This window comes from Shumkonia mesophila (assembly GCF_026163695.1).
Lineage (GTDB): Bacteria > Pseudomonadota > Alphaproteobacteria > Rhodospirillales > Shumkoniaceae > Shumkonia > Shumkonia mesophila.
The window spans coordinates 134,925-160,817 of the sequence record NZ_JAOTID010000006.1; the positions used below are offsets into that span (position 1 = coordinate 134,925).

General features: G+C 68.5%; 25 protein-coding genes and 1 riboswitch. Of the genes, 15 read left to right on the plus strand and 10 right to left on the minus strand.

Annotated elements, in window-relative coordinates:
- Window positions 1–5: 5 nt before the first annotated feature.
- The 7 genes from fliN (at window position 6) to ODR01_RS12055 (ending at window position 7,726) form a co-directional block, all read left to right on the plus strand.
- The gene (gene fliN, locus ODR01_RS12025; protein WP_316977903.1) at window positions 6–353 is read left to right on the plus strand and encodes a flagellar motor switch protein FliN; all 348 of its coding nucleotides are present in this window, start codon (window positions 6–8) and stop codon (window positions 351–353) included.
- 11 nt (window positions 354–364) lie between these two features.
- Window positions 365–1,180, plus strand: coding sequence for a motility protein A (locus tag ODR01_RS12030; protein WP_316977904.1), 816 nt, complete (start codon window positions 365–367; stop codon window positions 1,178–1,180).
- Window positions 1,181–1,203: 23 nt separating this feature from the next.
- Window positions 1,204–2,568, plus strand: coding sequence for a sigma-54-dependent transcriptional regulator (locus ODR01_RS12035; RefSeq protein ID WP_316977905.1), 1,365 nt, complete (start codon window positions 1,204–1,206; stop codon window positions 2,566–2,568).
- A 28-nt stretch (window positions 2,569–2,596) separates the two neighbouring features.
- The gene (gene flhA / locus ODR01_RS12040) at window positions 2,597–4,720 is read left to right on the plus strand and encodes a flagellar biosynthesis protein FlhA (RefSeq protein ID WP_316977906.1); all 2,124 of its coding nucleotides are present in this window, start codon (window positions 2,597–2,599) and stop codon (window positions 4,718–4,720) included.
- Between the two features lie 66 nt (window positions 4,721–4,786).
- Window positions 4,787–5,575 (plus strand): MinD/ParA family protein, encoded by a 789-nt coding sequence (locus ODR01_RS12045; protein WP_316977907.1) that lies wholly within the window; start codon window positions 4,787–4,789, stop codon window positions 5,573–5,575.
- A 25-nt stretch (window positions 5,576–5,600) separates the two neighbouring features.
- The gene (locus ODR01_RS12050; RefSeq protein ID WP_316977908.1) at window positions 5,601–7,283 is read left to right on the plus strand and encodes a hypothetical protein; all 1,683 of its coding nucleotides are present in this window, start codon (window positions 5,601–5,603) and stop codon (window positions 7,281–7,283) included.
- A 53-nt stretch (window positions 7,284–7,336) separates the two neighbouring features.
- Window positions 7,337–7,726 carry a hypothetical protein gene (locus tag ODR01_RS12055; protein WP_316977909.1) on the plus strand — a complete coding sequence of 130 codons (390 nt, stop codon included), beginning with the start codon at window positions 7,337–7,339 and terminating at the stop codon, window positions 7,724–7,726.
- Between the two features lie 74 nt (window positions 7,727–7,800).
- On the opposite strand, the gene ODR01_RS12060 is transcribed toward ODR01_RS12055, so the two are convergent.
- Window positions 7,801–8,229, minus strand: coding sequence for a flagellar FliJ family protein (locus tag ODR01_RS12060; protein WP_316977910.1), 429 nt, complete (start codon window positions 8,227–8,229; stop codon window positions 7,801–7,803).
- 14 nt (window positions 8,230–8,243) lie between these two features.
- Window positions 8,244–9,605 carry a flagellar protein export ATPase FliI gene (fliI, locus tag ODR01_RS12065; RefSeq protein ID WP_316977911.1) on the minus strand — a complete coding sequence of 454 codons (1,362 nt, stop codon included), beginning with the start codon at window positions 9,603–9,605 and terminating at the stop codon, window positions 8,244–8,246.
- Between the two features lie 292 nt (window positions 9,606–9,897).
- Here fliI and ctrA point away from each other — a divergent pair, with 292 nt between their 5' ends.
- A complete protein-coding gene (gene ctrA, locus ODR01_RS12070) occupies window positions 9,898–10,602 on the plus strand; it encodes a response regulator transcription factor CtrA (protein WP_316977912.1) in 705 nt (234 codons plus the stop codon).
- Window positions 10,603–10,702: 100 nt separating this feature from the next.
- On the plus strand, window positions 10,703–11,128 hold the full coding sequence (locus ODR01_RS12075; protein ID WP_316977913.1) for a hypothetical protein: 426 nt from the start codon (window positions 10,703–10,705) through the stop codon (window positions 11,126–11,128).
- Window positions 11,129–11,149: 21 nt separating this feature from the next.
- Here ODR01_RS12075 and ODR01_RS12080 read toward each other — a convergent pair whose 3' ends face one another.
- The 3 genes from ODR01_RS12080 to ODR01_RS12090 are packed head-to-tail and all read right to left on the minus strand — an operon-like array spanning window position 11,150 to window position 13,076.
- Complete coding sequence (locus ODR01_RS12080; RefSeq protein ID WP_316977914.1) at window positions 11,150–11,998, minus strand: hypothetical protein; 849 nt, start codon at window positions 11,996–11,998, stop codon at window positions 11,150–11,152.
- Window positions 11,999–12,008: 10 nt separating this feature from the next.
- Complete coding sequence (locus tag ODR01_RS12085) at window positions 12,009–12,662, minus strand: histidine phosphotransferase family protein (RefSeq protein ID WP_316977915.1); 654 nt, start codon at window positions 12,660–12,662, stop codon at window positions 12,009–12,011.
- Between the two features lie 45 nt (window positions 12,663–12,707).
- Entirely contained in the window at window positions 12,708–13,076 is a 369-nt protein-coding gene (locus ODR01_RS12090) for a hypothetical protein (protein WP_316977916.1), read from the minus strand.
- Window positions 13,077–13,209: 133 nt separating this feature from the next.
- Here ODR01_RS12090 and ODR01_RS12095 point away from each other — a divergent pair, with 133 nt between their 5' ends.
- Window positions 13,210–14,445, plus strand: a complete 1,236-nt coding sequence (locus tag ODR01_RS12095; RefSeq protein ID WP_316977917.1) for a DUF2478 domain-containing protein — start codon at window positions 13,210–13,212, stop codon at window positions 14,443–14,445.
- Between the two features lie 215 nt (window positions 14,446–14,660).
- On the opposite strand, the gene ODR01_RS12100 is transcribed toward ODR01_RS12095, so the two are convergent.
- Window positions 14,661–16,139, minus strand: a complete 1,479-nt coding sequence (locus tag ODR01_RS12100) for an alanine/glycine:cation symporter family protein (RefSeq protein WP_316977918.1) — start codon at window positions 16,137–16,139, stop codon at window positions 14,661–14,663.
- A gap of 144 nt (window positions 16,140–16,283) precedes the next feature.
- Entirely contained in the window at window positions 16,284–16,922 is a 639-nt protein-coding gene (mobA, locus tag ODR01_RS12105) for a molybdenum cofactor guanylyltransferase MobA (protein WP_316977919.1), read from the minus strand.
- 168 nt (window positions 16,923–17,090) lie between these two features.
- Between mobA and ODR01_RS12110 the strand changes: the two genes are divergently transcribed.
- From ODR01_RS12110 to ODR01_RS12120, 3 genes are read left to right on the plus strand one after another with little or no spacing between them, the layout of a single operon-like run.
- Window positions 17,091–17,798 carry an ABC transporter permease gene (locus ODR01_RS12110; RefSeq protein ID WP_316977920.1) on the plus strand — a complete coding sequence of 236 codons (708 nt, stop codon included), beginning with the start codon at window positions 17,091–17,093 and terminating at the stop codon, window positions 17,796–17,798.
- Window position 17,799: 1 nt separating this feature from the next.
- A complete protein-coding gene (locus tag ODR01_RS12115; protein WP_316977921.1) occupies window positions 17,800–18,525 on the plus strand; it encodes an ATP-binding cassette domain-containing protein in 726 nt (241 codons plus the stop codon).
- Window positions 18,526–18,557: 32 nt separating this feature from the next.
- On the plus strand, window positions 18,558–19,379 hold the full coding sequence (locus ODR01_RS12120; protein ID WP_316977922.1) for a substrate-binding domain-containing protein: 822 nt from the start codon (window positions 18,558–18,560) through the stop codon (window positions 19,377–19,379).
- 40 nt (window positions 19,380–19,419) lie between these two features.
- Here ODR01_RS12120 and ODR01_RS12125 read toward each other — a convergent pair whose 3' ends face one another.
- From ODR01_RS12125 to metE, 3 genes are all read right to left on the minus strand, one after another.
- Window positions 19,420–20,115, minus strand: a complete 696-nt coding sequence (locus ODR01_RS12125) for an antibiotic biosynthesis monooxygenase family protein (protein WP_316977923.1) — start codon at window positions 20,113–20,115, stop codon at window positions 19,420–19,422.
- 112 nt (window positions 20,116–20,227) lie between these two features.
- A complete protein-coding gene (locus ODR01_RS12130) occupies window positions 20,228–21,142 on the minus strand; it encodes a PepSY-associated TM helix domain-containing protein (protein ID WP_316977924.1) in 915 nt (304 codons plus the stop codon).
- A 138-nt stretch (window positions 21,143–21,280) separates the two neighbouring features.
- Window positions 21,281–23,578: a 5-methyltetrahydropteroyltriglutamate--homocysteine S-methyltransferase gene (gene metE / locus ODR01_RS12135; protein ID WP_316977925.1), complete on the minus strand. Its 2,298-nt coding sequence runs from the start codon at window positions 23,576–23,578 to the stop codon at window positions 21,281–21,283.
- Between the two features lie 207 nt (window positions 23,579–23,785).
- A riboswitch (cobalamin riboswitch) is annotated at window positions 23,786–24,019 on the minus strand.
- Window positions 24,020–24,183: 164 nt separating this feature from the next.
- On the opposite strand from metE, the gene ODR01_RS12140 reads away from it, so the two are divergent.
- Both ODR01_RS12140 and ODR01_RS12145 read left to right on the plus strand, forming a co-directional pair.
- The gene (locus tag ODR01_RS12140; protein WP_316977926.1) at window positions 24,184–24,957 is read left to right on the plus strand and encodes an NAD(P)-binding domain-containing protein; all 774 of its coding nucleotides are present in this window, start codon (window positions 24,184–24,186) and stop codon (window positions 24,955–24,957) included.
- Window positions 24,954–25,661 (plus strand): glutamine amidotransferase, encoded by a 708-nt coding sequence (locus ODR01_RS12145; protein ID WP_316977927.1) that lies wholly within the window; start codon window positions 24,954–24,956, stop codon window positions 25,659–25,661. Before ODR01_RS12140 ends, ODR01_RS12145 begins: the two co-directional genes overlap by 4 nt.
- Window positions 25,662–25,893 lie beyond the last annotated feature (232 nt).

Consider the following 25,893-nt stretch of genomic DNA (forward strand, 5'->3'; position numbering starts at 1 on the left):
GACATATGGCTGAAGATCGGGATCTGGAACTGGCCGACCTCGGAAACGGGGACAAGGGGGGCGTGACGCCCGACCTCGGGGACGGCTTTCCCGATGCGCCGCACGGGTCCCAGGAACTCGAAGCGGTTTACGACATTCCGGTGCAGGTTTCGGCCGTGCTGGGCAAGGCCACCATGCAGGTAAGCCAGCTCCTCAAGCTGGGTCGCGGCGCGGTGGTCGAACTGGACCGCAAGGTCGGCGAAGCCATCGACATCTACGTCAACAACCGCCTGGTGGCGCGCGGCGAGGTGGTGGTGGTCGAGGATCGTCTGGGCGTCACCATGACGGAAATCGTCAAGACCGACCGGGCATGAGGATGGACGCGATGGCGGATATCCGGGCCGGCAACGGGGCGGGGCGTGGCAAGTCGGCCATGGACACCGCGACGGTCGTCGGCCTGGCCTGCGGGTTCGGCCTGATCGGTGCCGCCATCCTTCTCGGCGGCCACCCGGCCAGCTTCGTCAATCTGCCGGGCGTGCTCATCGTCTTCGGCGGCACCTTCGCCGTCACCACCATGTGCTTTTCCCTGCCCGAGGTGACGCGTACCGCGGGCATTCTCTCCAAGGCCATCTTCCGCTCCGACCGCGACCCCTCGGAAGCCGCGATCGCCGTGCTGAAGGTGGCCGAAATGGCCAGGCGCCAGGGTGTGCTGTCGCTCCAGAGCGTCCTCGAATCGCTCAAAAACGAGCCATTCCTGCACAAGGGCATCTCGATGGTCGTCGACGGCACCCCGGCCGAGGAGGTCGAGATGATCATGCGCCGGGACATGCAGGCGACCCTCCATCGCCACGCCAAGAGCGCGGGCGTGCTGCGCAAGGCGGCGGAATTCGCCCCCGCCATGGGTCTCATCGGCACGCTGATCGGCCTGGTTCAGATGCTGGGCAGCCTCGACGACCCCTCGACCATCGGCCCCAGCATGGCGGTCGCCCTGCTGACGACCTTCTACGGAGCGGTTCTCGCCACCATGGTTTTTTCACCCCTGGCCGCCAAGCTGGAACGCAACTCGGCCGAGGAAACGCTGGTCAGCAACGTCTACGCCATGGGCGTCGCCTCGATCGGCCGCCAGGAAAACCCGCGCCGGCTGGAAATGCTGTTGAACAGCGTTCTGCCACCGATCAAGCGGGTTCAGTATTTCGATTAGAACGCGGTCCGGAGCACACAAGAATGCAGCTTCTCATCATCGGTTCATTGGACGGCCAGATCGGCGCCGCCAGCCAGATCGCCATCTCGCGCGGCGCCAAGGTGTTCCAGGCCAGCGACGTCGAGCGCGGCATGCAGGTCCTGCGCTCGGGCCAGGGCGTGGACCTGGTGATGATCGACGTCAGCCTGAGCGTCGCCGATCTCGTCACGGCGCTGCAAAGCGAACGGATGACGGTGCCGGTCGTCGCCTGCGGCACCAGCACCGACGCCGATGCCGCGGTGCGCGCCATCAAGGCCGGGGCCAAGGAATACGTGCCGCTGCCGCCCGATGCCGAACTGATCGCGGCCATCCTGACGGCGGTGGTCGAGGAGAGCCAGGCCCTCATCCATGCCGACCCCAGCATGGCAGCGGTCCTCAAGCTGGCCAGCCAGGTGGCCAACAGCGAAGCCAGCATCCTGATCACCGGGGCGTCGGGCACCGGCAAGGAGCTGATGGCGAAATACATCCACGCCAAGAGTCGGCGCCGGGCCAACCGCTTCGTCGCCGTGAACTGCGCGGCGATTCCGGAAAACCTGCTGGAATCCGAGCTGTTCGGCCACGAGAAGGGCGCCTTCACCGGCGCCGTCGCCCGGCGCATCGGCAAGTTCGAGGAAGCCAACGGCGGCACCCTGCTGCTCGACGAAGTCAGCGAGATGGAGCCGCGCATGCAGGCCAAGCTGCTGCGTGCCGTCCAGGAACGCGAGATCGACCGCGTCGGCGGCGCGAAGCCGGTGCCGGTCGACGTGCGCATCCTGGCCACCAGCAACCGCGACCTCGAGAAGGAAGTGGCGTCCGGCCACTTCCGCGGCGACCTGTACTTCCGCCTCAACGTCGTCAACCTGGCGCTGCCTTCGCTCCGCGAACGGCCCCAGGACATCCCGGTCCTCGCCCGCCACTTCGTCAAGAAATACGCCGAGACCAACGGCCTGCGGCCGCTGCCGATTTCCGAGGAGGCCATGCGGCTGCTCGCCGGCTACGACTGGCCGGGCAACGTGCGGGAACTGGAAAACACCGTGCATCGGGCCGTGCTGCTGTCGAGCGGGACGGAGATCGAGCCCGAGGCCTTCGGGCTGACCGTGCGCGAACGCGTCCCCGGGGCGTCCGACCACGGGACCCAACCGGCGGCCGCCGGCGGCAGCGCCACGACCTTCGGCCTGGTCGGCCGCACGGTGTCCGACGTCGAGCGCGCACTGATCATCGACACCCTGGGCCATTGCCTGGGCAACCGCACCCACGCGGCGACCATCCTCGGCATCTCGATCCGCACGCTCAGAAACAAGCTGAAGCAATATACCGAAGAAGGATTCGCCGTCCCCCTGCCGGGCGACGGCGAGCGTTCGCTCGCCTAGCCGGGCGACCTGACGGTTAGGAGCCTCGATGGCCGACGTCACCACCAACACCCCAGCCATCGGCACCGGGACGAACGGTGCCAGGAAATGGCTGATCGCGGCCTCGCGGCGCAGCGACCTGGCCATGGCCATGGGCGTCGTCACCATCCTGGTGGTGCTGATCCTGCCGTTGCCCGACTGGCTGCTGGACGTCGGTCTGGCCTTCTCGATCACCTTCGCGGTGCTCATCCTGATGACCGCGCTGTTCATCGAGAAGCCGCTCGAGTTCAGCACCTTTCCGACCGTGCTGCTGCTGGCGACGATGATGCGCCTGTCGCTCAACCTGGCCTCGACCCGCCTGATCCTGGCCGACGGCCATATCGGCCCGCAGGCCGCCGGCAAGGTCATCCAGGCCTTCGGCGGCTTCGTCATGGGCGGCAATTTCGTCATCGGCATCATCGTCTTCTCGATCCTGCTGATCGTGAACTTCGTCGTCATCACCAAGGGCGCCAGCCGCATCGCCGAGGTGTCGGCCCGCTTCACCCTGGACGCCATGCCGGGCAAGCAGATGGCCATCGACGCCGACCTGTCGTCCGGCCTCATCGACGAAGACATGGCCAAGAAGCGGCGCAAGGACCTGGAGGACGAAAGCACCTTCTTCGGCTCCATGGACGGCGCCGCCAAGTTCGTGCGCGGCGACATCGTCGCCGGCCTGCTCATCACCTTCATCAACATCATCGCCGGCATGATCATCGGCGTCGCCCAGAAGGACCTGTCCTTCGCCCAGGCGGCCGACACCTATACGCGCCTCACCGTCGGCGACGGCCTGGTCACCCAGATCCCTGCCCTCATCGTCTCGACCGCCGCCGGCATGGTGGTGACCAAGGCGGGTATCACCGGGGCCACCGAGAAGGCGGTGTTCGGCCAGCTGGGCGGGCAGCCCCGCGCGCTGGGCCTGAGCGCCTTCCTGCTGGCCGCACTGGGGGCGCTGCCGGGCATCCCGTTCGTGCCCTTCATGCTGCTGGCCGCCATCATCGGCGGCATCGCCTGGAACATGTCGCGCCTGGCCAACCGCGTCACCGCCGAGACCGAGGCCCGCACCGAGCGCGAACGGCTGGACGCCCCGCCGACGGCCGAGGAACCGATCGCCAACGCGTTGCGCATAGACCTGCTTCGGCTCGAGCTCGGCTATGGGTTGCTCACGATGATCAACAACCCGCGCGAGGGCCAGCGGCTGACCGACCAGATCAAGGCCCTGCGCCGGCAGATGGCGTCCGACATCGGATTCATCATGCCCAGCGTGCGCATCCAGGATAACATGCAACTGCCGGCCAACTCCTACGTCATCCGCGTCAAGGAGATCGAGACAGGACGCGGCGACCTTCGGCCCAACATGCTGCTGGTGATGGACCCGCGCGGCGAAGAGATCACGCTGCCCGGCGAGAAGACCAAGGAGCCAACCTTCGGGCTGGCCGCCATGTGGATCGACGAGGCCAACCGCGAGGAGGCGCTGTTCCGCGGCTATACCGTGGTCGACCCGGCGACCGTGATCACCACCCATCTGACCGAGGTGATCAAGGACAACATGTCCGAGCTGCTGTCGCACTCCGAGACCCAGAAGCTGATGGACGAATTGGACAAGGAGCACCAGAAACTGGTCGCCGACATGATCCCCAGCCAGATTTCGGTCGGCGGCGTCCAGCGCGTGCTGCAGAACCTGTTGGGCGAACGCATCTCGGTGCGCGACCTGTCGACCATCCTGGAGGCCATCTCGGAGGCCTGCGGGCACACCCGCAACGTCATGATGATCACCGAGCATGTGCGGGCGCGCCTCGCCCGCCAGATCAGCGACATGAACGCCAACGAGCAGGGCATCATTCCGCTGGTCACCCTGTCGCCCGAGTGGGAGCAGGCGTTCGCCGAATCGCTGGCCGGCACCGGCGACGAGCGGCAGCTGTCGATGGCCCCCAGCCGGCTCCAGGAATTCATCGGCTCGCTGCGCCGCACCTTCGAACGCCAGGCCATGATGGGCGAGACGCCGGCCCTGCTGACCAGCCCGTCGATCCGCCCCTACGTGCGTTCCATCGTCGAGCGGTTCCGGCCGTCGACCACCGTCATCTCGCAGAACGAAATCCACCCGAAGGCCCGGATCAAGACCGTCGGGCAGATCTAGGAAAGACCCCCCAATGCACGCTTTCCGACCCCAAGCCGCCTCCCCCCTCCGCCGCGAGGCAGCGCCATGACCGCCGCGCCCGCCGCCTCGACGGCCGTCGCCATGCCCCAAAGCAACGGCAGGAACATGCTCGCGGTCGCCTCGGGCAAGGGCGGGGTCGGCAAGACCTGGTTCGCCATCTCGCTGGCCCACGCCATGGCCAAGCGCGACGTCAAGACGCTGCTGTTCGACGGCGACCTCGGGCTGGCCAATCTCGACATCCAGTTGGGCCTGATGCCCAAACGCGACCTCGGCGGCGTCATCGCCGGGCGGCTGACCTTGAACCAGGCGGTGGTGCCTTTCGAGGAGGGCGGCTTCGACATCATCGCCGGACGCTCGGGCTCGGGCAGTCTGGCCAACATTCCGCTGAGCCGCCTGCGCGCCCTGGGCGAGGACCTGACCCTCCTCGGCGGCGCCTACGACAAGGTCATCGTCGACTTGGGCGCCGGGCTGGAGCGCACCGTCCGCCAACTGACTCACAGCGTGAATTCCTGCCTCGTCATCGCCACCGACGACCCCGCCTCGCTGACCGACGCCTACGCCTTCATCAAGGTCACCCACATGGAACAGCCGGCGATGGACATCCGCATCATCATCAACATGGCGGGCTCGATCCGCGGCGGCGAGCGCACCTACAACACGCTGCTCAAGGCCTGCGAGGGTTTCCTCAAGATCTCGCCGCCGCTGACCGGCATCATCCGCAACGATTCCTGCATCCGCGAGGCCATCCGCAACCAGTCGCCGCTGTTGACGCGCTATCCCAACTGCGAGGCCGCCGGGGACGTCAAGGCCATCGCCGAACGGCTGCTGGCCTAGCGCCGCCGCCGGAAGTCAGGCGCCGATGACCACCATCCCGCCGCCGGCCCCGCCGCCGCCGATGCCGCCGACCGCGCCGCCCCGGGCGCTGCCCATCATCACGGTGGCCAGTCCGCCGGCCGATCTCCTCGCCCTGGCCCCCGGCGCCCGTTTCGAGGGAACCGTGGTGGCCGAGGGCACCGCCATCGCGGTACGCGTCGAGACCGCCTTTGGCACCTTGCAAATCCAGACGACGCTGCCGCTGGCCGATGGGGCGCGCCTCACCCTGCTGCTGCAAAACCTGGCCGCGCCGCTGCAACTCCAGGTCGCCGCCGTCAACGGCAGGCCGCCGCCACCGGTCCTGCGCGCCCCGCTGCCGGCCGCGTCGGGTGCCGGCCCGGCGCTGGCGGCCCCGGCCAACCCCCTCGCCCCCTCCGCGGGCGTCATCGCCGCTCCCACGCTGCCGCGCGGCCTGATCGGCGCCTCGCTGACCGCCACCCTGCTGCGGCCGGCCGCGTCTTTTCTTGCCACGCCCGTTCCCGTCGCCCCGCCGCTGTCGGCCGCGGCCGGCATGGCTCCCGTCGGCCCGTCGTCATTTCCCGGTACTGCCCCCGTCTTCGGTGCGCCGGTGCCAGGGCCGGGGCCGGCTTCAGGACCAATCCCCGCCTTCACGCCCGCCCCTTCGCCGGCAGGTGGCGCGACGCCGGCGCCAACCGCCGGGCCGCCCGGCCCGGCCGGCCCGGTCGGCCTCGTTTCCGGGATGCACATGGCGCTGCGCGTCATCGCCTTCCAGCCGCCCGCCGCCGAGGGGACACCGCCGGCCGCCCTTCCTCCGGCGGCCCCGGCCCTGCCGGCCGTCGGCCAGACGATGACAGCCCTCGTCACCGGCCATACCACGGCCGGACAGCCCATCGTGCAAACCCCGGTCGGCCTCCTGGCGCTGGCCACCGGCACGCCGCTGCCGCGCGGCGCCATGGTGACGCTCGAGGTCGAAAAGCCACCGCTTCCCCCCGTCCCCGGCCAAGCCGAGCCGCCTTCGCCGCTGCCCGCCCCCGCCCTGTTTCGGGCCCGCGCCTGGCCGGCCATGGACGAAGCCCTCCAGGCCTTGCAGGCGTTGCGCCCGGCCGTCGCCCACGACCTGGTTTCCAGCGTGCTGCCGCAGGCCAACGCCAAAATGACGGCCGACGTGTTGTTCTTTCTTGCCGCCCTGCGCGGCGGCGACCTCGGCGACTGGCTCACCCCCGGCGCGGCCCGCCTGCTCAAGCGCGAACGACCCGAACTGCTGGGCCGCCTGGGCGAGGAATTCCGCGGCATCGCCACGCTGGCCCGCGAGCCGGTGGCCGGCGACTGGCGGATCGCGCTGGTTCCCTTCTTCACCGGCTCGGAGATAGACCAGTTGCGCCTGTTCCTGCGCCCCCACGGCGGCGACGGGGAAGAGGACGAGGCGGCGCCCAAGGGCCTGCGCTTCATCCTCGACGTCGAGCTGAGCCGCCTTGGCCGGCTGCAACTGGACGGCCTGGTGCGCGACGACAGGAAGCGCCTCGATCTTATCGTGCGCAGCGAGCGGCCGCTGGCGCCCGCCATGCAGAACGACATCCGCGCCATTTTCGAAGAGGCCAACGCGACGACCGGCGTCGCCGGCGGCCTGGTCTTCCAGTCGGCTCCTCCCAACTTCATCGAGGCGGCGCCGGAAAGCGATGCCCCAGGGGGCCGCGGGGTGTTCGCCTGACCGGCGTTATGCGCTATCCTGAAGCGGGAGCGGCCGAGCAAGGACAGCGATCGATGGACATCAAGGACAGGCGCGCCCTGCTTCACGCCATCCCCCGGCCGGGAAGCCAGGCGCTCGATTACGTCGTCAGCCTGGGCGGCGGCGTTTCCCACGCCGTCCACCCGGCGCCGCTGTCGATCCTGCTGCGCTACGTCCCCGACAAATGGATCGTGCCGCCGCCGTCGTTCTTGGCCTATCTCAAGGCCCTGGATGACGTCCCGCTGGCCTCGGTCGAGGCCATCGGCGTCGCCATCCTCGAAGACGTCAGCGACGAGGTGGTGCCGCGCTGGCTGCAGGTGCTGGTGTCGGCCGAAAGCGATGACCCCCAGTACACGGTGCTGCTGGAAGACCGCCAGCCCAAATGGGACAACCCCGCCCTGCTGTCGCGATTGAAACGGTTCTGAGCCAACTCTCGGAGACAAGCGATCACCCCCTCCCAACCCTCCCCCCTCGTGGGGGGGGGGACAGGGAAGGGGGGTCAGGCGCGCTTGCCCTTCCGGACGAAGGCCTGGATGCCGATTTCGTCGAGGAAGAGCTGTTCGCGGTGGTCGCGTTCGGCCGCTTCGCGGGCGTCGCGCTGGGCCTGGGCGACTTCGTATTTCTTGAGCTCGCGATAGGCTTCGCGCAGGCGGTCGCGGGCCGCCGCCACCTCGGCCTCGCCCTCGGCGATGGCCTGCTCCAGCGCGCGGCGCCGGACCAGCGCCGCCTTGGCGAAATTGCCGTAATAGATGCCGATCTCGCTGGGTGCCTCGGCGGCCGCCTTGCGCTCGCGCACCAGTTCTTCCTCAAGCTGGCGCCGCTTGGCCTCCAGCGCCGCCACGGCGTTCAAAAGGTCGCCCAGGGCCCGCTGCTTTTCCTCGACCTGCCAGTCATTGAGGCGGATCAGGTTCTTCAGGTGCTTGGCCACGCCTCAGCCCCCCGTCACCGGCCGGTCGGCGCCGCGCCCGCCGCCGGGGCGGGCATGCCGAGGATCTCGGCCAGCCCGGCGTAGCCGGCAGCCAAGTCGGTGCGGTCGCGCTTGGCCTGGGCCAGGAAGGCCTCGATCGCCGGATAGTAGCGGATGGCCTCGTCCACCCCGGCGTCGCTGCCCTGGCGGTAGGCGCCAAGCCGGATCAGTTCGGCCATGTCCTCGTAGGTGGCGAGAAGCTGGCGGGCCCGGGCGACGACGGCGTTTTCGGCCTCGCTGTTGCAGGCCGGCATGGTTCGGGACACGCTGCGCAGCACGTTGACCGGCGGATAGCGCCCGCGCTCGGCGATCGAGCGGTCGAGCACGATATGGCCGTCGAGGATGCCGCGCACGGCGTCCGAGATCGGTTCGTTGTGGTCGTCGCCCTCGACCAGCACGGTGAAAAGGCCGCTGATCGAGCCCTGGCCGGCCTGGCCCGGCCCGGCCCGCTCCAAGAGGCTCGGCAGTTCGGCGAAGACCGACGGGGTGTAGCCCTTGCTGGCCGGCGGTTCGCCGGCCGACAGGCTGATTTCGCGCTGGGCCATGGCGAAGCGGGTCACGCTGTCCATCAGGCACAGCACGTCCTGGTTCTGATTGCGGAAATACTCGGAGACCGCCATCGTCACATAGGCGGCCTGGCGGCGCATCAGCGGCGGCTCGTCGGAGGTGGCGACGACGACGACACTGCGCGCCATGCCTTCGGGACCGAGGTCGTCCTCGATGAATTCGCGGGCCTCGCGGCCGCGCTCGCCGATCAGGCCGATGACGCTGACCTGGGCCTCGGTGTGGCGGGCCATCATGGAAAGCAGCGTCGACTTGCCGACGCCGGAGCCCGAAAAGATGCCCATGCGCTGCCCGCGGCAGCAGGTGAGGAAGGTGTTGATGGCGCGCACGCCCAGATCGATCTTGGCGCCGACCCGCTGGCGCGAATGGGCCGACGGCGGCCGGTTGCGGATGGGATAGGCGAGGGGGCCCGATTGCAGCGGCCCCTTGCCGTCGACCGGCTCGCCGAAGCCGTTGACCACCCGGCCCAGCCATTCGGGTCCCGGATAGATGGCCGGCTGGGTGACGCCGATCTCGGCCCGGCAGCCGGCGCCGACGCCTTCCAGCGGGCCGAACGGCATCAGCAGCGCCTGGCCGGCGCGAAAGCCCACCACCTCGCAGATCAGCCGGCGATCGCCGCGGCCGATCACCTCGCAGTGGTCGCCCACCGAGAGATGCCCCTCGACGCCGCCGACCTCGATCAACAGGCCGACCACGTTGGTCACCCGCCCGAAGATGCGATGGTCGGGCAGCCGCCCGATCTCCCTGACGATGTTGTCGAAAAGTACCGCCACGCCCCGGCCCTTGCCCACCGCGGAAAACGTCCCGCCGCCCGAGTATGGCCACCACCCTTTAAGGTTTGGTAAAGCGGGAAAGGCAAGGCTAAGACGTGGATGCCCGCGACAAGTGCGGGCATGACGATAAAAAGGAGGGACGAGAGGGATGATTGCCCATCTCCTCAACGTCATGGCCGTGCTTGTCACGGCCATCCACGCCTTTTTTTCTTCCTGAGTGACATTTCCCCCTCCTATGGTTAAACTTCGTTAATAATCGTTAACGGGGGCGCCTGTCAGGGCGAAGGTGGTCATGCGGATTCTGTTGGTCGAGGACGATCCGGCGACGGCGGAAAGCGTCACCCTGATGCTGCAGTCGGTGGACATGGTGGTGGACGCCACCGACCTGGGCGAAGACGGACTGGAAATCGGCAAGCTTTACGACTACGACCTCATCATCCTCGATCTCATGCTGCCCGACATGGACGGGCTGGAGGTGCTGCGCCGGCTGCGCAACGCCCGCGTCCACACGCCGGTCCTCATCCTCTCGGGCCTGGCCGAATCGGACATGAAGGTCAAGGGCCTCGGCATCGGCGCCGACGACTACCTGACCAAGCCCTTCAACAAGGACGAACTTCTGGCGCGAATCCAGGCCATCGTGCGCCGCTCCAAGGGGCATTCCGCCTCGGTCATCCGCACCGGCCGGCTGTCGGTCAACCTCGACGCCCACACGGTGGACGTCGACGGCCGCCCGGTCCATCTGACCGGCAAGGAATACGGCATCCTGGAGCTCCTGAGCCTGCGCAAGGGCACGACGCTGACCAAGGACATGTTCCTGAACCACCTCTACGGCGGCATGGACGAGCCCGAGCTCAAGATCATCGACGTCTTCATCTGCAAGCTGCGCAAAAAGCTGGCCGCCGCCACCGACGGCGCCAACTACATCGAAACCGTGTGGGGCCGCGGCTACGTGCTGCGCGACCCGCACGCGGCGGACACGCCGGCCGCCAAGGCGTAAGGCCGCCCCGGGGATGGGCGGACGCGCCATCCCGGCCGGAAATCTCTTTTCAGCGCTCGCAATACGGGCATATCCTTCGGTGCAACCGAAGGAGAACCCCATGAGACGGATCGGGTTTGTCGTCGCCCTGGCCCTCGGCCTTCTTGGCTGTGCCAACGCGGACACGGTGGAGAAGGTGGCGTTGAAGGAAGGCATCGAGCGCCAGTTCAACGCCCCCTACGAAATGGTGAAGCAGACCGTGGTGGATGCGCTGTGGTTGAACAGCCTGAAGCCGTCGCTGGTCGAAGACGTGCCGGAAGGTCATATCGTCATGGTTGCCCGGGCGCCCCATGGCATGAGTTGGGGAGAGGTTGGGCGGATTCTCGTGGTGCGTTCGGAGGCACCGCCGACAACAGTCCGCGTCGTCTACCAAAGACGGGCACAAATCTTCCAACTGAATGCGGAATCGCATTTCTCCCGCAATCTCTTCGCCAAGATGGATTCGCTCTTGAAGACGAGAGTGCCCCCCGGAACCGCGGCGCGCTGACAAGTGCGGGGATAGAGGCCCCTACGCCCCGAACAGCCGCTCCACCGCCACGATCTCGGCGGGCCTCGGCAGGGCGGCGGCGGGGTCGGGGGTGAGCGTCAGGACGTCTTCGACCAGCAGCGCCAGGCGGCGGTCGCCCCATTTCAGCACGATGACGGGCCGGGAAACCGGCAGCCGGCCGGCGGCGGGGATTTCGCCGTCCAGCGCCGCCAGCGGCAGGGTTCGGCCCTGCACACGCGCCTCGGCGCCGCCGTCGGGGCCGTCGGCAACGGCGTCGATGACGTCCATCCACACCACATGGGCGGCGTCGAGCGCCTTCGGCCCGCCGTTCGCGGTGCGGAAGACGACGTAGCGGCGGCTTGGCTCGCCGGTCGGCGTGGCCTCATCGCCGCCGCCCCCTTCGTCCGGGACGACCCCGGCGACGGCCGCCTCGGCCTCGGGTGCGGCCCGTTGCGCCCCTACGGGCGGTGCGTGGCCGGCGATGGCCGAAAGCGCCCCGATCAGCGCCGCGTCGTCGCCGGTGGGCTCGGCGCCCTCGGCTTCCACCCGATCCAGGATGTCGCGCATCCGCCCGATGGCCGAAAGAATGGCCGTCATCGCCGCCGGGGTCGGCACCGCGTGCTTCTCGTGCAGCGCGTCGGCCGCCTCGGTCGCCGCCTCGGCCATCGCTTCCAGCCGGGGCAGCGGCAGCAGGTCGCAGGCCTCCTTCACCGTATGCACGACGTCGATGAGGCGGGTGCGCGAATCGGGGTCGGCGGGATCGCCGAACAACTCTTCCCCCCAGGCGTCAGCCTCTTCCAGGGTGTCGCGGGCCTCGAACAGCGCCTCGCGAAGCAGCCCGTCCATGCCGGTGTCGTCGCGCTTCGCCATGGCGCCGCCCCTAGGTCCCGGGTTCGGCAAACGGCAGCAAGGCGGCGAAGCGCACCTCGCCCGCGTGCTCCGAGGCCTCGATCGCGGTGCCCAGCGCCCTGGCCAAACTCTGGGCGAAGGCGGCGCCGACGGTGTGGGCGGAAAGGGCGTCCGGCGCCGGATCGGCGGCCATGGCGTCGGCGACTCCGTCGCGCAGCCGGGCCCCTTCGCCGGCGGCGGTCACGGCGATGCCGACCCCTTCCACCAGCGGCGCGGCGCGCACCGCCACGGCGCCGCCGCGCGGCAGACAGTCGGTGCCGAGCAGCACCAGGTTGAGCAGCAGCTTGACGGCCAGCGGCGCGATCGTGCCCTCGGCGCAGCGGGTGGTTTCGGTGGGCCAGTCGAGCTCGGCGCGGCCCTTGTCGAACAGCGCCGCCGCCAGCTCGCGCGCCTCGGCCACGGCGCGCGGGCCGGTGGCGCCGCCCAGGCCGAAGGCGATGCGGAAGAAGGCCAGGCGGCGCGAGGCCTGGGCGCTGCTGCGCACGATCAGCGCCATGGCGTCGTCGGCCATGGAGCTGTCCTCGCCCATCAGCTCGATGCCCGAACTGACCGCGCCCACCGGGCCGATCAGGTCGTGACAGACCCGCGAGCACAGAAGCTGGGCGACCCGCAAATCGATCAACATGCTCCCCGTCCCCCCGCCGGATCTCCCCCGAAACCCCGGCCGTCCCTATTTCTTCGGCTTGACGCCCGACAGCAGGGCGTCGACCACGCTGCGCACCGCCAAGCTGCCGTCGGGATCGCCGGTCAGATCGGCGGTCATCTGCTTGATGGCGGACCGCACCGCCTCGGGATCGACCGGATGGGTCTTGAGGATGACGGCCAGGATGGCTTCCACCGCCAGCAGGTGGGCGGCCAGGTTCTCGGTCTCTTGCAGCCGCTCGGTGGCAAGCGTGCCCAGCGTTTCGAGATCGCCGACGATCTTCTTGATGTTGGCGTCGAGGTCGCGGATCTGCTCGAAGAAGCCGGTCGTCTGCAACTGGTGGACGACGTCCTGCGGGGTTTCGCCGCCGTCGTCCCTGTCGTCATCCTCGGCCATTCACCCCTCCCCGGGCAGTCGAACCATGGCTTGAGAGCATAACGGCCCGCCATGCGCCTGTCACCCTCTCCGCCCCGCCGACGGAGAGGGTTGGATCTTGCGGCTTTCGGCAAAAAGGACGATGAAGGAAGGCATGTCGATGCGGGATGCCTCCCTTCCCCCGCGCCTTTCCCCGGCCGGGGTCGTTTATACGGCGGCGACGCGCGAGGCGCCGCTGCTGGCCGACTTCGCGGCCGAACTGGCGGCCCGCGGCTGGCGGGTCGGCGGTTTGGTGCAGCGCACGTTTCGCGGACCCGACGGCTTCAAGCGCAAGATCGTCGCCACCGAGATCGATACCGGCCGCACGGTAACGCTGGCCACCTATAAGGGCGACCGCGCCAAGGAAAGCGTCTGCGGCTTCGACACCGCCGCCCTGGCCGAGGCGACCGGTGCGGTCAGGCGCGCGGTGGCCGCCGGCATGGACCTCATCGTCATCGAGAAGTTCAGCCGCCAGGAAACCGACGGCGAGGGGCTGTTGGACGAGATCCTGGGGGCGATGGCCGAAGGCATCCCCACTCTCACCCTGGTCTCGGCCGAGGCGCTGGAACACTGGACCCGTCTGACCGGCGGGCTGGCCCAGTTGGTCGCGGCCGAGCGGAAAGCCCTGTGGCGCTGGTGGGGGCCGCACCGGCTCTATCGCGATCTCGAACTGGGGGTCGGGCGCGGCAACGCGCGCCATGTGGTGGTCGGCTTCAATTGGGTCCTGGTCGAAGGCCCGCATGGCTGCGGCCTGGCGCAGACGCCGGACCGCGGCAGCGCAGGCAGCCGCCGGGTGGCGGACGCCGCCCACCTCGCCGGCCGGCCGCTGCGCGAACTGGCCGCCAAGGTCCATTCCTGGGAGCCGGTGGAAGCCGCCATCGGGCTTGCCGCCATCAACGCCTTCTACAACCGCTACGACCTGACGGCGCCGACGGGAAACGGCCTCGATGCCGTGGCCGGCGAGGCGCCGCTGACGGTGATCGGCCGCTTCCCCGACCTGGCGGAGCGCCTGCCCGGGGCGCGCGTCATCGAGCGCCAGCCGAGGGACGGCGAATACCCGGACGTGGCGGCCGGCTGGCTGGTGCCGGAAAGCGAGCGGGTGGTGGCGACCGCCTCGACGCTCGTCAACCACAGCCTGCCCGGCCTGATCGCCACCGCGCCCCATGCCCGCATCGCGCTGGTCGGCCCCAGCACGCCGCTGACGCCCCGCCTTCACGCCTATGGCCTCGACACGCTGGCCGGCATGGTGGTGACCGATCCCAAGGGCGCCGCCCGCGCGGTCGCCGAGGGCGGCTCGGTCAGAACCCTCAAGGCCTACGCCCGCATGGCCATGCTGAGCGACCCCTCCTAACTTCTTAATTTCGGGGACACCATACTTAATTCACTGTCGCCTGTGATGACGCCGGCACACCATCTTATGAATTAAGTATGGTGTCCCCGAAATTCCTGGTGTCCCCGAAATTCCCCTGTCCCCGAAATTCCCCACCGGCAGGCCGAAAGCCGCGAAGCGATCCGTCGCCGCAAGCACGCGAACCCGGTCCGGCGTTTCCGCGCCGAAAGATACCGCTAAACCGCCTCCGCGGCACCTCCGGGACTTCCGACTCGTCCCGATGTTTCCGTCGGCTTCGCGCCCACCCAGGCCGTGTGGTCGATGTTCAGGTCGGGAAAGTCCCGCGGGTTGAAGACCGGCCGCTGCACCCCTTCCTTCAGCTGGCGGCGGAAGTCGCGCAGGACCCTCAGGCAGGTCGGCAGCAGCATCATGATCGCGATGAGGTTGACGAGGGCCAGGATGCCCATCATCGGGTCGGAGAAGAAGAACACCGCTGTCGCCCCCGGCGCCACGCCGCCGACGAAGACGATCGCCATCACCAGGAGGCGCAGGACCAGCAGCGCGGCCGGGTTGTCCGTAAAGACCGCCAGGGCGTTCTCGCCGAGATAGTAGTTGTAGATGATCGAACTGAACGCGAAGAGCAGGATGATGAAGGTCAGGAAATACTGGGTCCAGTCGCCCAGATGCGACACCAGCGACTGCTGGGTCAGGACGACGCCGTCGATCTCTTCCTGGCCGGGTACGTAGACGTCCCCAAGCAGGATGATGAAAGCCGTGCAGGAGCAGATGAGGATGGTGTCGATGAACACCGAGAACGACTGCGTGATGCCCTGGCTGATGGGATGGCGCACGTCCGCCGTCGCCGCGACGTTCGGTGCCGAGCCGAGACCGGCCTCGTTCGAGAACAGCCCACGGCGCATGCCGTGCATGATGGCCGCCCCCATGCCGCCGCCGACCGCTTCCTCGAGGCCGAAGGCATTCGAGACGATCGTCAGCAGGACGCCCGGGACGGACCCGATGTTGATCACGATGATGACGATCGCCATCAGGATGTAGGCGACGGCCATGACCGGCACCACCACGTCGGAGGCCAGTGCGATGCGACGAATGCCGCCGAAGACGACGAACCCGGCGAGGATCGTGAGCAGCCCGGCCGTCCAGATGCGATCGATGCCCAGGCTGTCCTGCGCCGCACCGGCCACGGTGTTCCCCTGGAAGGCATTGAAGCCGATAGAGAAGGCGGCGATCAGGCAGACCGCGTAGAGAACGGCCAGCCACCGGTACTCCTGGCCGAGCCCGTGGATGATCGCGCTGGCCGGCCCGCCGCGAAACAGGCCGTCCGGCTGCCGCCGCTTGTAGATCTGCGCCAGCGAGCATTCGACGAGGCTGGTCGCCATGCCGAGCAGGGCGATCATCCACATCCAGAAGACGGCCCCGGGCCCGCCGAGGGTGATCGCCACCGCAACGCCGGCGATGTTACCGCCGCCGACCCGGCCGCCGACCGACACCAGGAGCGCGGCGCGGGCCGAGATGGCGTTCGGATCGCCCGTCTGGCTCTTGGGAGACAGCACCCGGAACATGCGTCCGAAGTATTCGAATTGCACAAAGCCGGTCAGGGCGGTGATGAAGATGCCCAGGATGACGAGGATGGGCACGAGCGACCATCCCCAGGTCAGGTCGCCGATCACGCCGAAGAACGATTCCAGGTATGCCATGGTCCCCTCGCCGACATCCGGTTGTGTGAGGATGGAAATCGTACTTAAAAAGGCGGGAAACCCCAATTGGATTCGACTTTCCCTGGCAAAAAAGATGGTTGGCAGCCACCTTCTTCGGACCGGGAGCCCCAATCACTCCATCTGTCACCGAAATAGGCGCTCGGCGGCGGCCAGGTCTTCCGGCGTGTTGATGTTGAAGAAGGGATCGAAGGGCTGCGCCGCGTAGTCGACGCGGGCCGCGCGGAAATGGTCTGCCACGCGGTCGGCCCGCCGGAGGCCCTCCTCGACGAGGAGCCGGCGCAATCGGTCGCCCAGGCCGGCGCTCCACACCGCCGCCGTCGGATGCAGCCGGCCGCCCGAGGCCGCCATCGCCACCTCGGCGCCATCGGCGAGCGCTGCCCGGGCGCGTTCGACGAAATCCTCGGGAAAAAAGGGGGTGTCGGTGGGAAAGACCGCCAGCGCCTCGGCGCCGGGTGCCGCCCGCGCCGCCGCCCACTCAAGGCCGGCCAGGATGCCGGCCAGCGGCCCGGAATAAGCTTCCAGCCCGACCGGATCGGCCAGGACCGGCAGGCCGAAGACGCCAAAGCGCGCTGCGTCGCCCGCCGCGCTGATCGCAAGGGGACCGACCTGCCGCCCGGCCCGCCCGATGACGTGTTCGATCATCCGCCGGCCGCCCAACGGGGCGAACGGCTTGTCGATGCTGCCCATCCGCCGGCCGCGGCCGCCGGCCAGGATGAGGCCGGCGACGTTCCCGGCCGGCGCTGATGTTCCCGATACCACCATCCGCCCACTATCCCCGGAGGACCACCCGGCCGCAAGGGCATGACGATGGCGAGGGGTTGGCGGTTCGGCGCCCCACCCTGCATTCGATGTATGTTTTCTGTTTTTTCTTACGGAAATACGCGGTTATATGAAGCGCAAGCATATTCCCTCGTCACACCCGGGCCCGCGATGACCGACTTTGGAGCCGCCTTCGCCGCCGCCATCTCGTTGATCGCCACCCTCGATGCCGGCTTGGTCGAGATCGTCGGGCTGTCGCTCCGGGTCAGCCTGAGCGCAGTTTTCATCGCCGCTGTCATCAGCCTGCCGCTGGGCGCCGCCGTGGCGCTGTTCCGCTTCCCGGGGCGCGGCGCCGTGGTGGTCGTGCTCAACGCCCTGATGGGCCTGCCGCCGGTGGTGGTCGGGCTGATCGTCTATCTGATGCTGTCCAGGGCCGGGCCGTTCGGCGTGCTGGGCCTGCTGTTCACGCCGACGGCCATGATCGCCGCCCAGGTCGTCCTCATCACACCGATCATCGCCTCGCTGGCGCGCCAGGTGATCGAGGATCTGTGGGAGGAATATTCCGAGCAGCTGCGCTCGCTGGGGGCCGGCCCGCGCCAGGCGGTGCGGGCGCTGCTGTGGGACGGCCGGTTCTCGCTGTTCACCGCCGTGCTGGCCGGCTTCGGCCGGGCCAGCGCCGAGGTCGGCGCGGTGATGATCGTGGGCGGCAACATCGACCACGTGACGCGCGTCATGACCACCGCCATCGCGCTCGAGGTCAGCAAGGGCGACCTGGCGCTAGCCCTCGGGCTCGGCCTCATTCTGATCGTCCTTTCCGTCGGCATCACCGGGGCGGCTTTCGTGCTGCGCGAATCCGCCCGCCGCACCCATGCCGGCTGACATGGAGAAAGCCCCCGCCATCCTGCCCCTGGCCGTCGAGGGCCTGACCTATACGGCCGGGGCCGCCCGCCTGCTCGACAATCTCACGTTTGCCCTGGAGGCCGGGCCGCGCACGGTCATCGTCGGGCCGAACGGCGCCGGCAAGAGCCTGCTTCTGCGCCTGTGCCACGGGCTGCTGACGCCCACTGCCGGCACCATCCGCTGGAGCGACGGCGCCGGCCCGGCAGCTTCCCGCCAGCAGGCCATGGTGTTCCAGCGCCCGGTCATGCTGCGCCGCTCGGCGGCCGCCAACGTCGAATTCGCGCTCAAGCTGCGCCGTATCCCGAAGGATCAGCGCCGGGAGAGGATCGCGGCGGCGCTGGCCAAGACCGGCCTGGCCGACGTCGCCGGGCGGCCAGCCCGCGTGCTGTCCTTCGGCGAGCAGCAGCGTCTGGCCCTGGCGCGGGCCTGGGCGCTGGAGCCGCAGGTGCTGTGGCTGGACGAGCCGACCGCCAGCCTCGACCCGGCGGCCACCCGGGCCGTGGAGGCCATCATCGAGGCAATTAACGCCGGCGGCACCAAAATCGTCATGACCACCCACGACCTGGGCCAGGCCCGCCGGCTCGGCGACGAGATCATCCTTCTTCACAAGGGAAGGATCGTCGAGCGGGCGCCCACCGCCGATTTCTTCGAGCACCCGCAAAGCCCCCTCAGCCGCGCCTTCATTCAGGGCGAGCTGCTGTGGTGAGCGGATTTGAAAAGACAGAAAGGGGAGACACCATGACTCGATCGATCCACGGGCTTTTCGCCCTCGTCCTCGCCGCGGCGCTGGGCATGGGCCCGGCCGCGGCGCAGGAGAAGTTCATCACCGTCGCCTCGACCACCTCGACGCAGGCCTCGGGCCTGTTCGACCACATCCTGCCGATCTTCCAGCAAAAGACCGGCATCCAGGTGCGCGTGGTGGCGGTCGGCACCGGCCAGGCCATCAAGATCGGCGAGAAGGGCGACGCCGACGTGCTGTTCGTCCATCACCGGCCGTCCGAGGACAAATTCGTCGCCGACGGCTTCGGCGTGAAGCGCTACGACGTCATGTACAACGACTACGTCGTGGTCGGCCCCAAGAGCGACCCGGCCAAGGTCATGGGCAGCAAGGACGTGGTCGGCGCGTTGAAGAAGATCGCCGCCGCCAAGGCGCCCTTCGCCTCGCGGGCCGACGACAGCGGCACCCACAAGATGGAGCTTTCCTTGTGGAAGGAAGGCGCCATCGACGTCAAGGCGGCGTCGGGCACCTGGTACCGGGAAACCGGCTCGGGCATGGGGGCGACCCTGAACACGGCGGCGGCCATGAACGCCTATGCGCTGTCCGACCGCGGCACCTGGCTCAGCTTCAAGAACCGCGCCGATCTGGCGGTGGCGGTCGAGGGCGACAAGAAGCTGTTCAATCCCTACGGCATCATCCTGGTCAACCCCAAGAAGTTCCCGCATGCGAAGGCCGACCTGGGCCAGGCCTTCATCGATTGGATCGTCGGCAAGGATGGCCAGCAGGCCATCGCCGGCTATAAGATCGGCGGCGAATCGCTGTTCATTCCCGACGCCAAGTAGGCCCTGCGGGCGCTCAGGCCGAGGCTCCGTCGCGCGAGATCTAAGGTGGCGTGACCGCCCAGGCGTTGACGGGCGGATAGAACTGGGGGGCTTCGCGGCGGTCCATCATGCCGTAATCGCGGATGACGCACACCCGCCGGTGGCGCAGCGGGGTACAGTCGGCGGCCTCGGCGGGCGTCCAGCCGCCGGCTGCCTCGGCATCGCGCCACAGGGCGAGCAGCAGGATCCGGCCGGGGGAATAGATGCTCTCGAACACGTCGTGGCCGATCAGCCCGGCCCGGCCGGGGTCGAGCCCGAGGCGCGCCGCCAGGCCGGCCGCCTCGGCATCGCCATCGGCCGGCGGCGGGCCGGCGAGAGCCACCTCGGTGAGCGAGAGGGCCCGGGCCTCGCCCGTCTCGGTCTCGTCGGCCCGCGTCGGGCACACGGCGTGGCCGACCGGGGGCGCGGTGTCGGTGGTCACTTCGCCGACCCGCAGGCGATAGTCCTCGAAGACCTCGAAGCGGCCCTTTTCCTGCACGGCGTGGTGGTCGGACTGGGTACGCCAGCGGATCAGCGCCTTCTCGTCCCGCCAGGTGGAGAGGGAAAGCACCAGGCCGGGACGCCGCCGGCTGGCGAAACGCTCGTTGTCGATGAAGCCGTCGACGACCTCCAGCCGAGGCTTCAGGAAGCGGGCGAGCGCCAGATATTCCTCCCGGCGCTCAGGCTTGGGCCTGACTTCGAAGACAACCGCGAACATGCCCCACCTCCCCGTTGACCGCCGACGTCCAGACCCTTGCCGGAGATGTGGGGAACGCGGACCCCGGAGTCGAGACGTGACGGCGGCGGGAACGAAGAGACGGCGCGGCGGGTCATGCCGGGGCGGTCGGCAGCGGGCGGCGGGCGCGCCGTCGGAACTGGCGGCGCAGCCAGATCCAGGCGCCCGTGGCGAGCAGGCCGGTCATGACCACCGAGAGGATGACGTTCATCGCCGCCGACCACGCGCCCGCGAAGTTTCCTTCGTGCCACAGGCGCGGCCAGTTGCGCTCCATCGGCTGGATGCCCTGCGGCGTCACCGCATAGAGGCGGTACTCGCCGTCCTCGACCAGGCGGGCCATGACGCGACCGCCCTGCGGCCGCAGCCAAACCAGCGAGGAAAGATCGTGGTCGCGACCGACGATGTCGACGGCCTGGGCCAGCTTGAGCGGCGCACCCTGGGCCGCGGGAGCCGCCGGCGGCGTCGCGAAGGTGACGCCCGCCGCCATCAAGAGCGCGGTCAGGGGCGAGAGCACGGTGAGCGGCAGCAACCCCCAGGCCATCGCCTTGTGCCAGCCGCCGAGCGTATTGGCGAAGCGCGGCCACCCCATCAGCCCGCCGAGGAGGACGAGGACGAGCATCGCCGCCGTCGAAGCGATGACCAGCCAGCCGGCATCGATGAGCAGCCGCTCGTGCAGGCCGCGCATGGTGCCCATGACGGCGGCCAGCGTCGAGGGCCCGGGCTTGGCCTCGCCGCTGGCGGCATCGACCGTGACGCCGCCGCTGCGCCCGGCGCCCATCGTCAGCGTGCCGTCATAGCTGCGATAGACGAGAGCGCGCGCCTGGCCGTTGGGATCGTGCTGGGCCAGAAGGGTCTGAACCCGTTCGGCGGAGAGCGAGTCCGGCACGATGGCGCCGGTCACCAGCCACGGCTCGAACGACAGAACCAGCCCGGTGACGATCACCACGGCCAGCGGGGCCGTGAAGATGAGCGCCAGCCAACGATGAAGCTTCAAGAACCACGCCTTCATGAGTCTCCCTCCCAAGGACTTGGGGTCGCGTCGAGATAGGAATAGCTTTCATTCGTTTCCGGATGATGTCCGGTTTGTAACCGAATGTATCCGACGGACTACCCCCTCCGACGCCGAAGCCGTCGCCCTGCTCGGAGCTTACCGCGAAGCAAGCCTCATCCGGCGCGCCGCCTCGACCATGTTGACCAGGGCGGGACGGACTTCCTCCCACTTGCGGGTTTTCAGGCCGCAGTCGGGATTGACCCAGATCTGATCGGGCGCCAGACGCTCGGCGGCCTTGGCGAGCAAAGCTGTCATCTCGTCGATAGACGGACAGCGCGGGGTGTGGATGTCGTAGACGCCCGGCCCGATGTCGTTCGGGTAGCGGTAGGTCGCGAACGCCTCCAAAAGCTCCATCTTCGAGCGCGCGGTCTCGATGGAAATGACGTCGGCGTCCATGGCGCCGATGGAATCGATGATGTCGTTGAACTCCGAGTAGCACATGTGGGTGTGGATCTGGGTGGCATCGGCGACGCCGCACGCCGTAAGGCGGAAACACGCCACCGCCCAGTCGAGATAGGCCCGCCAATCGGCGCGGCGCAGCGGCAGCCCCTCGCGGATGGCGGGCTCGTCGATCTGAACGATAGGGATGCCGGCCTTCTCGATGTCGATCACCTCGTCACGCAACGCCAGGGCGATCTGGCGGCAGGTCCGCTCGCGGGGCTGGTCGTCGCGCACGAACGACCATTGCAGCATGGTGACCGGCCCGGTCAGCATGCCCTTCATGGGCTTGGCCGTCAGCGATTGCGCATAGGCCGACCATTCCACGGTCATCGGCCGCGGCCGCGAGACGTCGCCGAAGATGATCGGCGGGCGGACATAGCGCGATCCATAGCTCTGCACCCAGCCGTGCCGGGTGAAGGCGTAACCGGAAAGCTGTTCGCCGAAATACTGCACCATGTCGTTGCGCTCGAATTCGCCATGGACGAGGACGTCGATGCCGACGTCTTCCTGCCAGCGCACCGCCGTCTCGGTCTCCTTGCGCAGAAAGGCCCGGTAGTCGGAATCGCCGAGCGTCCCCTTGGCATGGGCGGCCCTGGCCTTGCGCACCTCCTCGGTCTGCGGGAAGGAGCCGATCGTCGTGGTCGGGAAGGCCGGCAATGCCAGGCGATCCCGTTGCAGCGGCCGGCGAGCGGGAAAGGGCTTCTGGCGGCGCGTCATGTCCGGCGTCACCGCATCGAGGCGCGCCTTGACCTTTCGGTCGTGGATTTTGGACGAGGCCTGGCGCGTCATCGCCGCCGCGGCCGAGGCCTCCAGTTCGTCGGCCACCGCGTTGCGCCCCCGGTCGATGGCGCGCCCGAGGATCGCGATCTCGCCCACTTTCTGAACCGCGAAGGCCAGCCAGCTTCTGAGATCGGGATCGAGAGCGGTTTCGAGGTCGAGGTCGATCGGCACGTGCAGCAGCGAGCAGGACGGACCGACCATCAGGCGATCGGTGCCCAGTCGCGCGGCAACGGGCTCGATGCGATCGAGGATTGCCGGCAGATTGGCCCGCCAGACGTTGCGGCCGTCGACGACGCCGAGCGACAGGACGAGACCGGCCGGCGCCCGGGAGAGGACATCGTCGAGCTGGGCGGGCGCCCGCACCAGGTCGAGATGAAGGCCGGCCACGGGAAGCCCGAGCGCGGTATCAAGATTGTCGCCCAGTCCACCAAAATAGGTGGTGAGCAGAAGCTTCAGGTCTGGCGCCGCCGCCGCCAGAACCTTGTAGGCATGGGCCAGGGCATCCCGCTGGGCGTCGGCCAGATCGAGTACCAGGCATGGCTCGTCGATCTGTACCCACTCGGCCCCCGCCCCGGCGAGGCACTTCAGCACCTCGGCATAGACCGGCAGCAGGCCGGGCAGCAAGGAAAGCGGGTCGGGCCCTTCGTCCTTGCTCTTGCCGAGCAGCAGATAGGTGACCGGGCCGAGCAGGACTGGCCGCGTATGGATGCCCAGTGCCTTCGCCTCCAGAAACTCGTCGATCGCCTTGGTCGACGCCAGCGCGAAGGCCTGACCGCGCGCGAACTCCGGGACCATGTAGTGGTAGTTGGTGTCGAACCATTTGGTCATCTCCAGGGCCGGAAGATCGCCGCCGGCCCGGCCGCGCGTCCCGCGCGCCATCGCGAAATAGATCTCGGGCGAAACCGGCCCGCCGCACCATTCGTAGAGGGAGGGAATGACGCCGAGCATGACGCTGGTGTCCAACACATGGTCATAGAGCGAGAAGTCGTTGCTGGGGATGTGGGTGACACCCGTTCCCAGCTGGCGCGCCCAGGCCGCCGCCCGCAAGCCGGCGGCGTCATCGAGGAGCGCCCGGGCGCCGCTCTTTCCGGCCCAGTGGCTTTCAAGGGCTGTCTTCAGTTCGCGGCGGGGGCCGATGCGCGGAAACCCCAGGGTGCTGGTAACGATGGACATGGACGTTGCCTTTCGCGTTCACGCGCCCGACATCGGACGCGAAGCTGGGTGAGCGGGCGGGGAACCGGATTCGGCACGCCGGGAAGAGGGCGACATCGTCTCAATACCCCATCATCAATGGGGGCATGGACCGAGCGGACGCATGCAGGACACCCAGATGGCGCCGGGCCATCTTTCGCAAGCGGCCAACCGGGACACCCCGCCCGAGGACGTTCACAGGTCGCGGCAGGTTTCCTGGCTTACGGGTCAACGTCGCTGTCTGGCCTTCCCGGCACCTTATGGCGCCAGTGACACGTCTCGACAGCGGCTCGCCGCTTACAGTTGCGGGGGCAGCCCCGGCTTTGCCATGCGATCCAACGAGCGGACCGGACGGCGCACCGAATTCCCTCTTCACTCCAAATTCCCGAAAGAACCCGGAGAACCACGACGGCCTCAGTTAATCCGAAATCAGCCCGCTTTGTCAATCTTCATATAAAGATATCTTTATGTGATTTTCACTCTCAATTGCGAACCGACGATGCGGCCGGCAGCGGTTGAATTGGGTCCGTCGCAACCTTAATGTGCGCCGATGATCGATCGCGGCGACTGCATTGGGGGAGGCGTTCATGCACATCGGCTTCATCGGCACCGGCAACATCGCCGCGGCGACGGTCAGGGGATTGTGCACGGCCGCGCCGGCCCCCGAACGGGTGCTGATCTCGCCCCGCAATGCCGAGAAGGCGGCGGCGCTGGCCGCCGAATTTGCCCAAGTCGAGGTCGCCCCCGACAACCAGGCGGTCATCGACGGCAGCGACTGGGTCTTCATCGCGGTGCGTCCGCCGCAGGTTGAACCCGTGATTTCGCCACTCAGCTTCCGCCCCGACCACAAGGTCATCAGCCTGGCCGCCGCCATCCCCCTCGCCACCCTTGCGCGGCTGGTCAAGCCGGCCGGGCGCATCGTGCGCGCCGTGCCGCAGCCGACGGTGGCCCGCCATACCGGGCCCATCGCCGTGTATCCCTCCGACGCCGAAGCCGTCGCCCTGCTGGGGCGGATCGGCAACGTCGTTCCGGTCGACGACGAGCACCAGTTCGACGCCTTGTGCACGGTGACCGCCATCGCCGCCTCGCAATTCGCCTTCCTGGGACGGGTCGCCGACTGGCTGGCCAGGGAGGGTGTGGAACCCAAGGCCGCCATCCGCTTCACCACCGCCATCGCCCAGACCATCGCCACCGATGCCGACAAGGCCGAGAGGCACGGCTTTCCCGCCCTCATCAACGAGGTCTCGACGCCCGGCGGCATGAACGAGCAGATCCTGCGCATGATGAGCGAAGGCGGCGGTTTCGATCCCATCGATGGCGCGCTCGACGCCATCCTGGCCCGTTACAAGAGGCCGTCATGAAACGGGCGCTCATCCTCCGCCACGTGGCGTTCGAGGACCTGGGCAGCCTGGAGCCCGTGCTGCTTGGGCGCCGGTTCGGCGTTACCTACGCCGAGGCGCCGACCGCCGATTTCGCCGCGCTGGATACCGTGGACGCCGACCTGCTGGTGGTCCTGGGCGGCCCCATCGGCGTCTACGACACCGCCGACTATCCCTTCCTGGAGCCGGAGATCCAACTGATCGCCCGCCGGCTGGCGGCGGGCCGTCCGACGCTGGGCATCTGTCTGGGTTGCCAGTTGATGGCCCGCGCGCTCGGCGCCCGGGTCTTTCCCTCAGGGCTGAAGGAGATCGGCTGGGCGCCCGTTCGCCTGACCGGGGCCGGGCGGCAATCCTGTCTGGCGCCGTTGGCCGAGGCGGAGGCTAAGGTTTTGCACTGGCACGGCGACACCTTCGACCTGCCGGCCGGCGCCGTCCATCTGGCGGAAACGGATGCCTGCCGCAACCAGGCCTTCAGCCTGGGAGCCCACGCCCTGGCCCTGCAGTTCCACGTGGAGGCGACGGCGGCGGGGCTGGAAAGCTGGTACGTCGGCCATACCGCCGAGATCGCGGCGACGCCGGGAGTTTCGGTGGGCGCGCTCAGGACCGACAGCCAGCGCTTCGCGGCAGGGCTGGCCACGCGGGCCGGGGCGATTTTCGGCCGATGGTTGAACGACGCCGGCCTTTAAGGGCCGGACAGGCATAACCGGGCGGCATAATACCCATGCTTCCATAGGGGTTTGCGCCGGCCCCCGTTCATGCTATGTGGATTAACGAAATGTTCAGCCCATCCAGGGAGGATGGACGAGTGTTTTTTCCGCCGCGGGACATCACCACGCCCCGTTCGCCCCGGTGGTTTTCGGAAGCGGCCCCGAGCCAACGGTGGTCCAAACAGAAGCCCAACAAGAAGAATGGAGATCC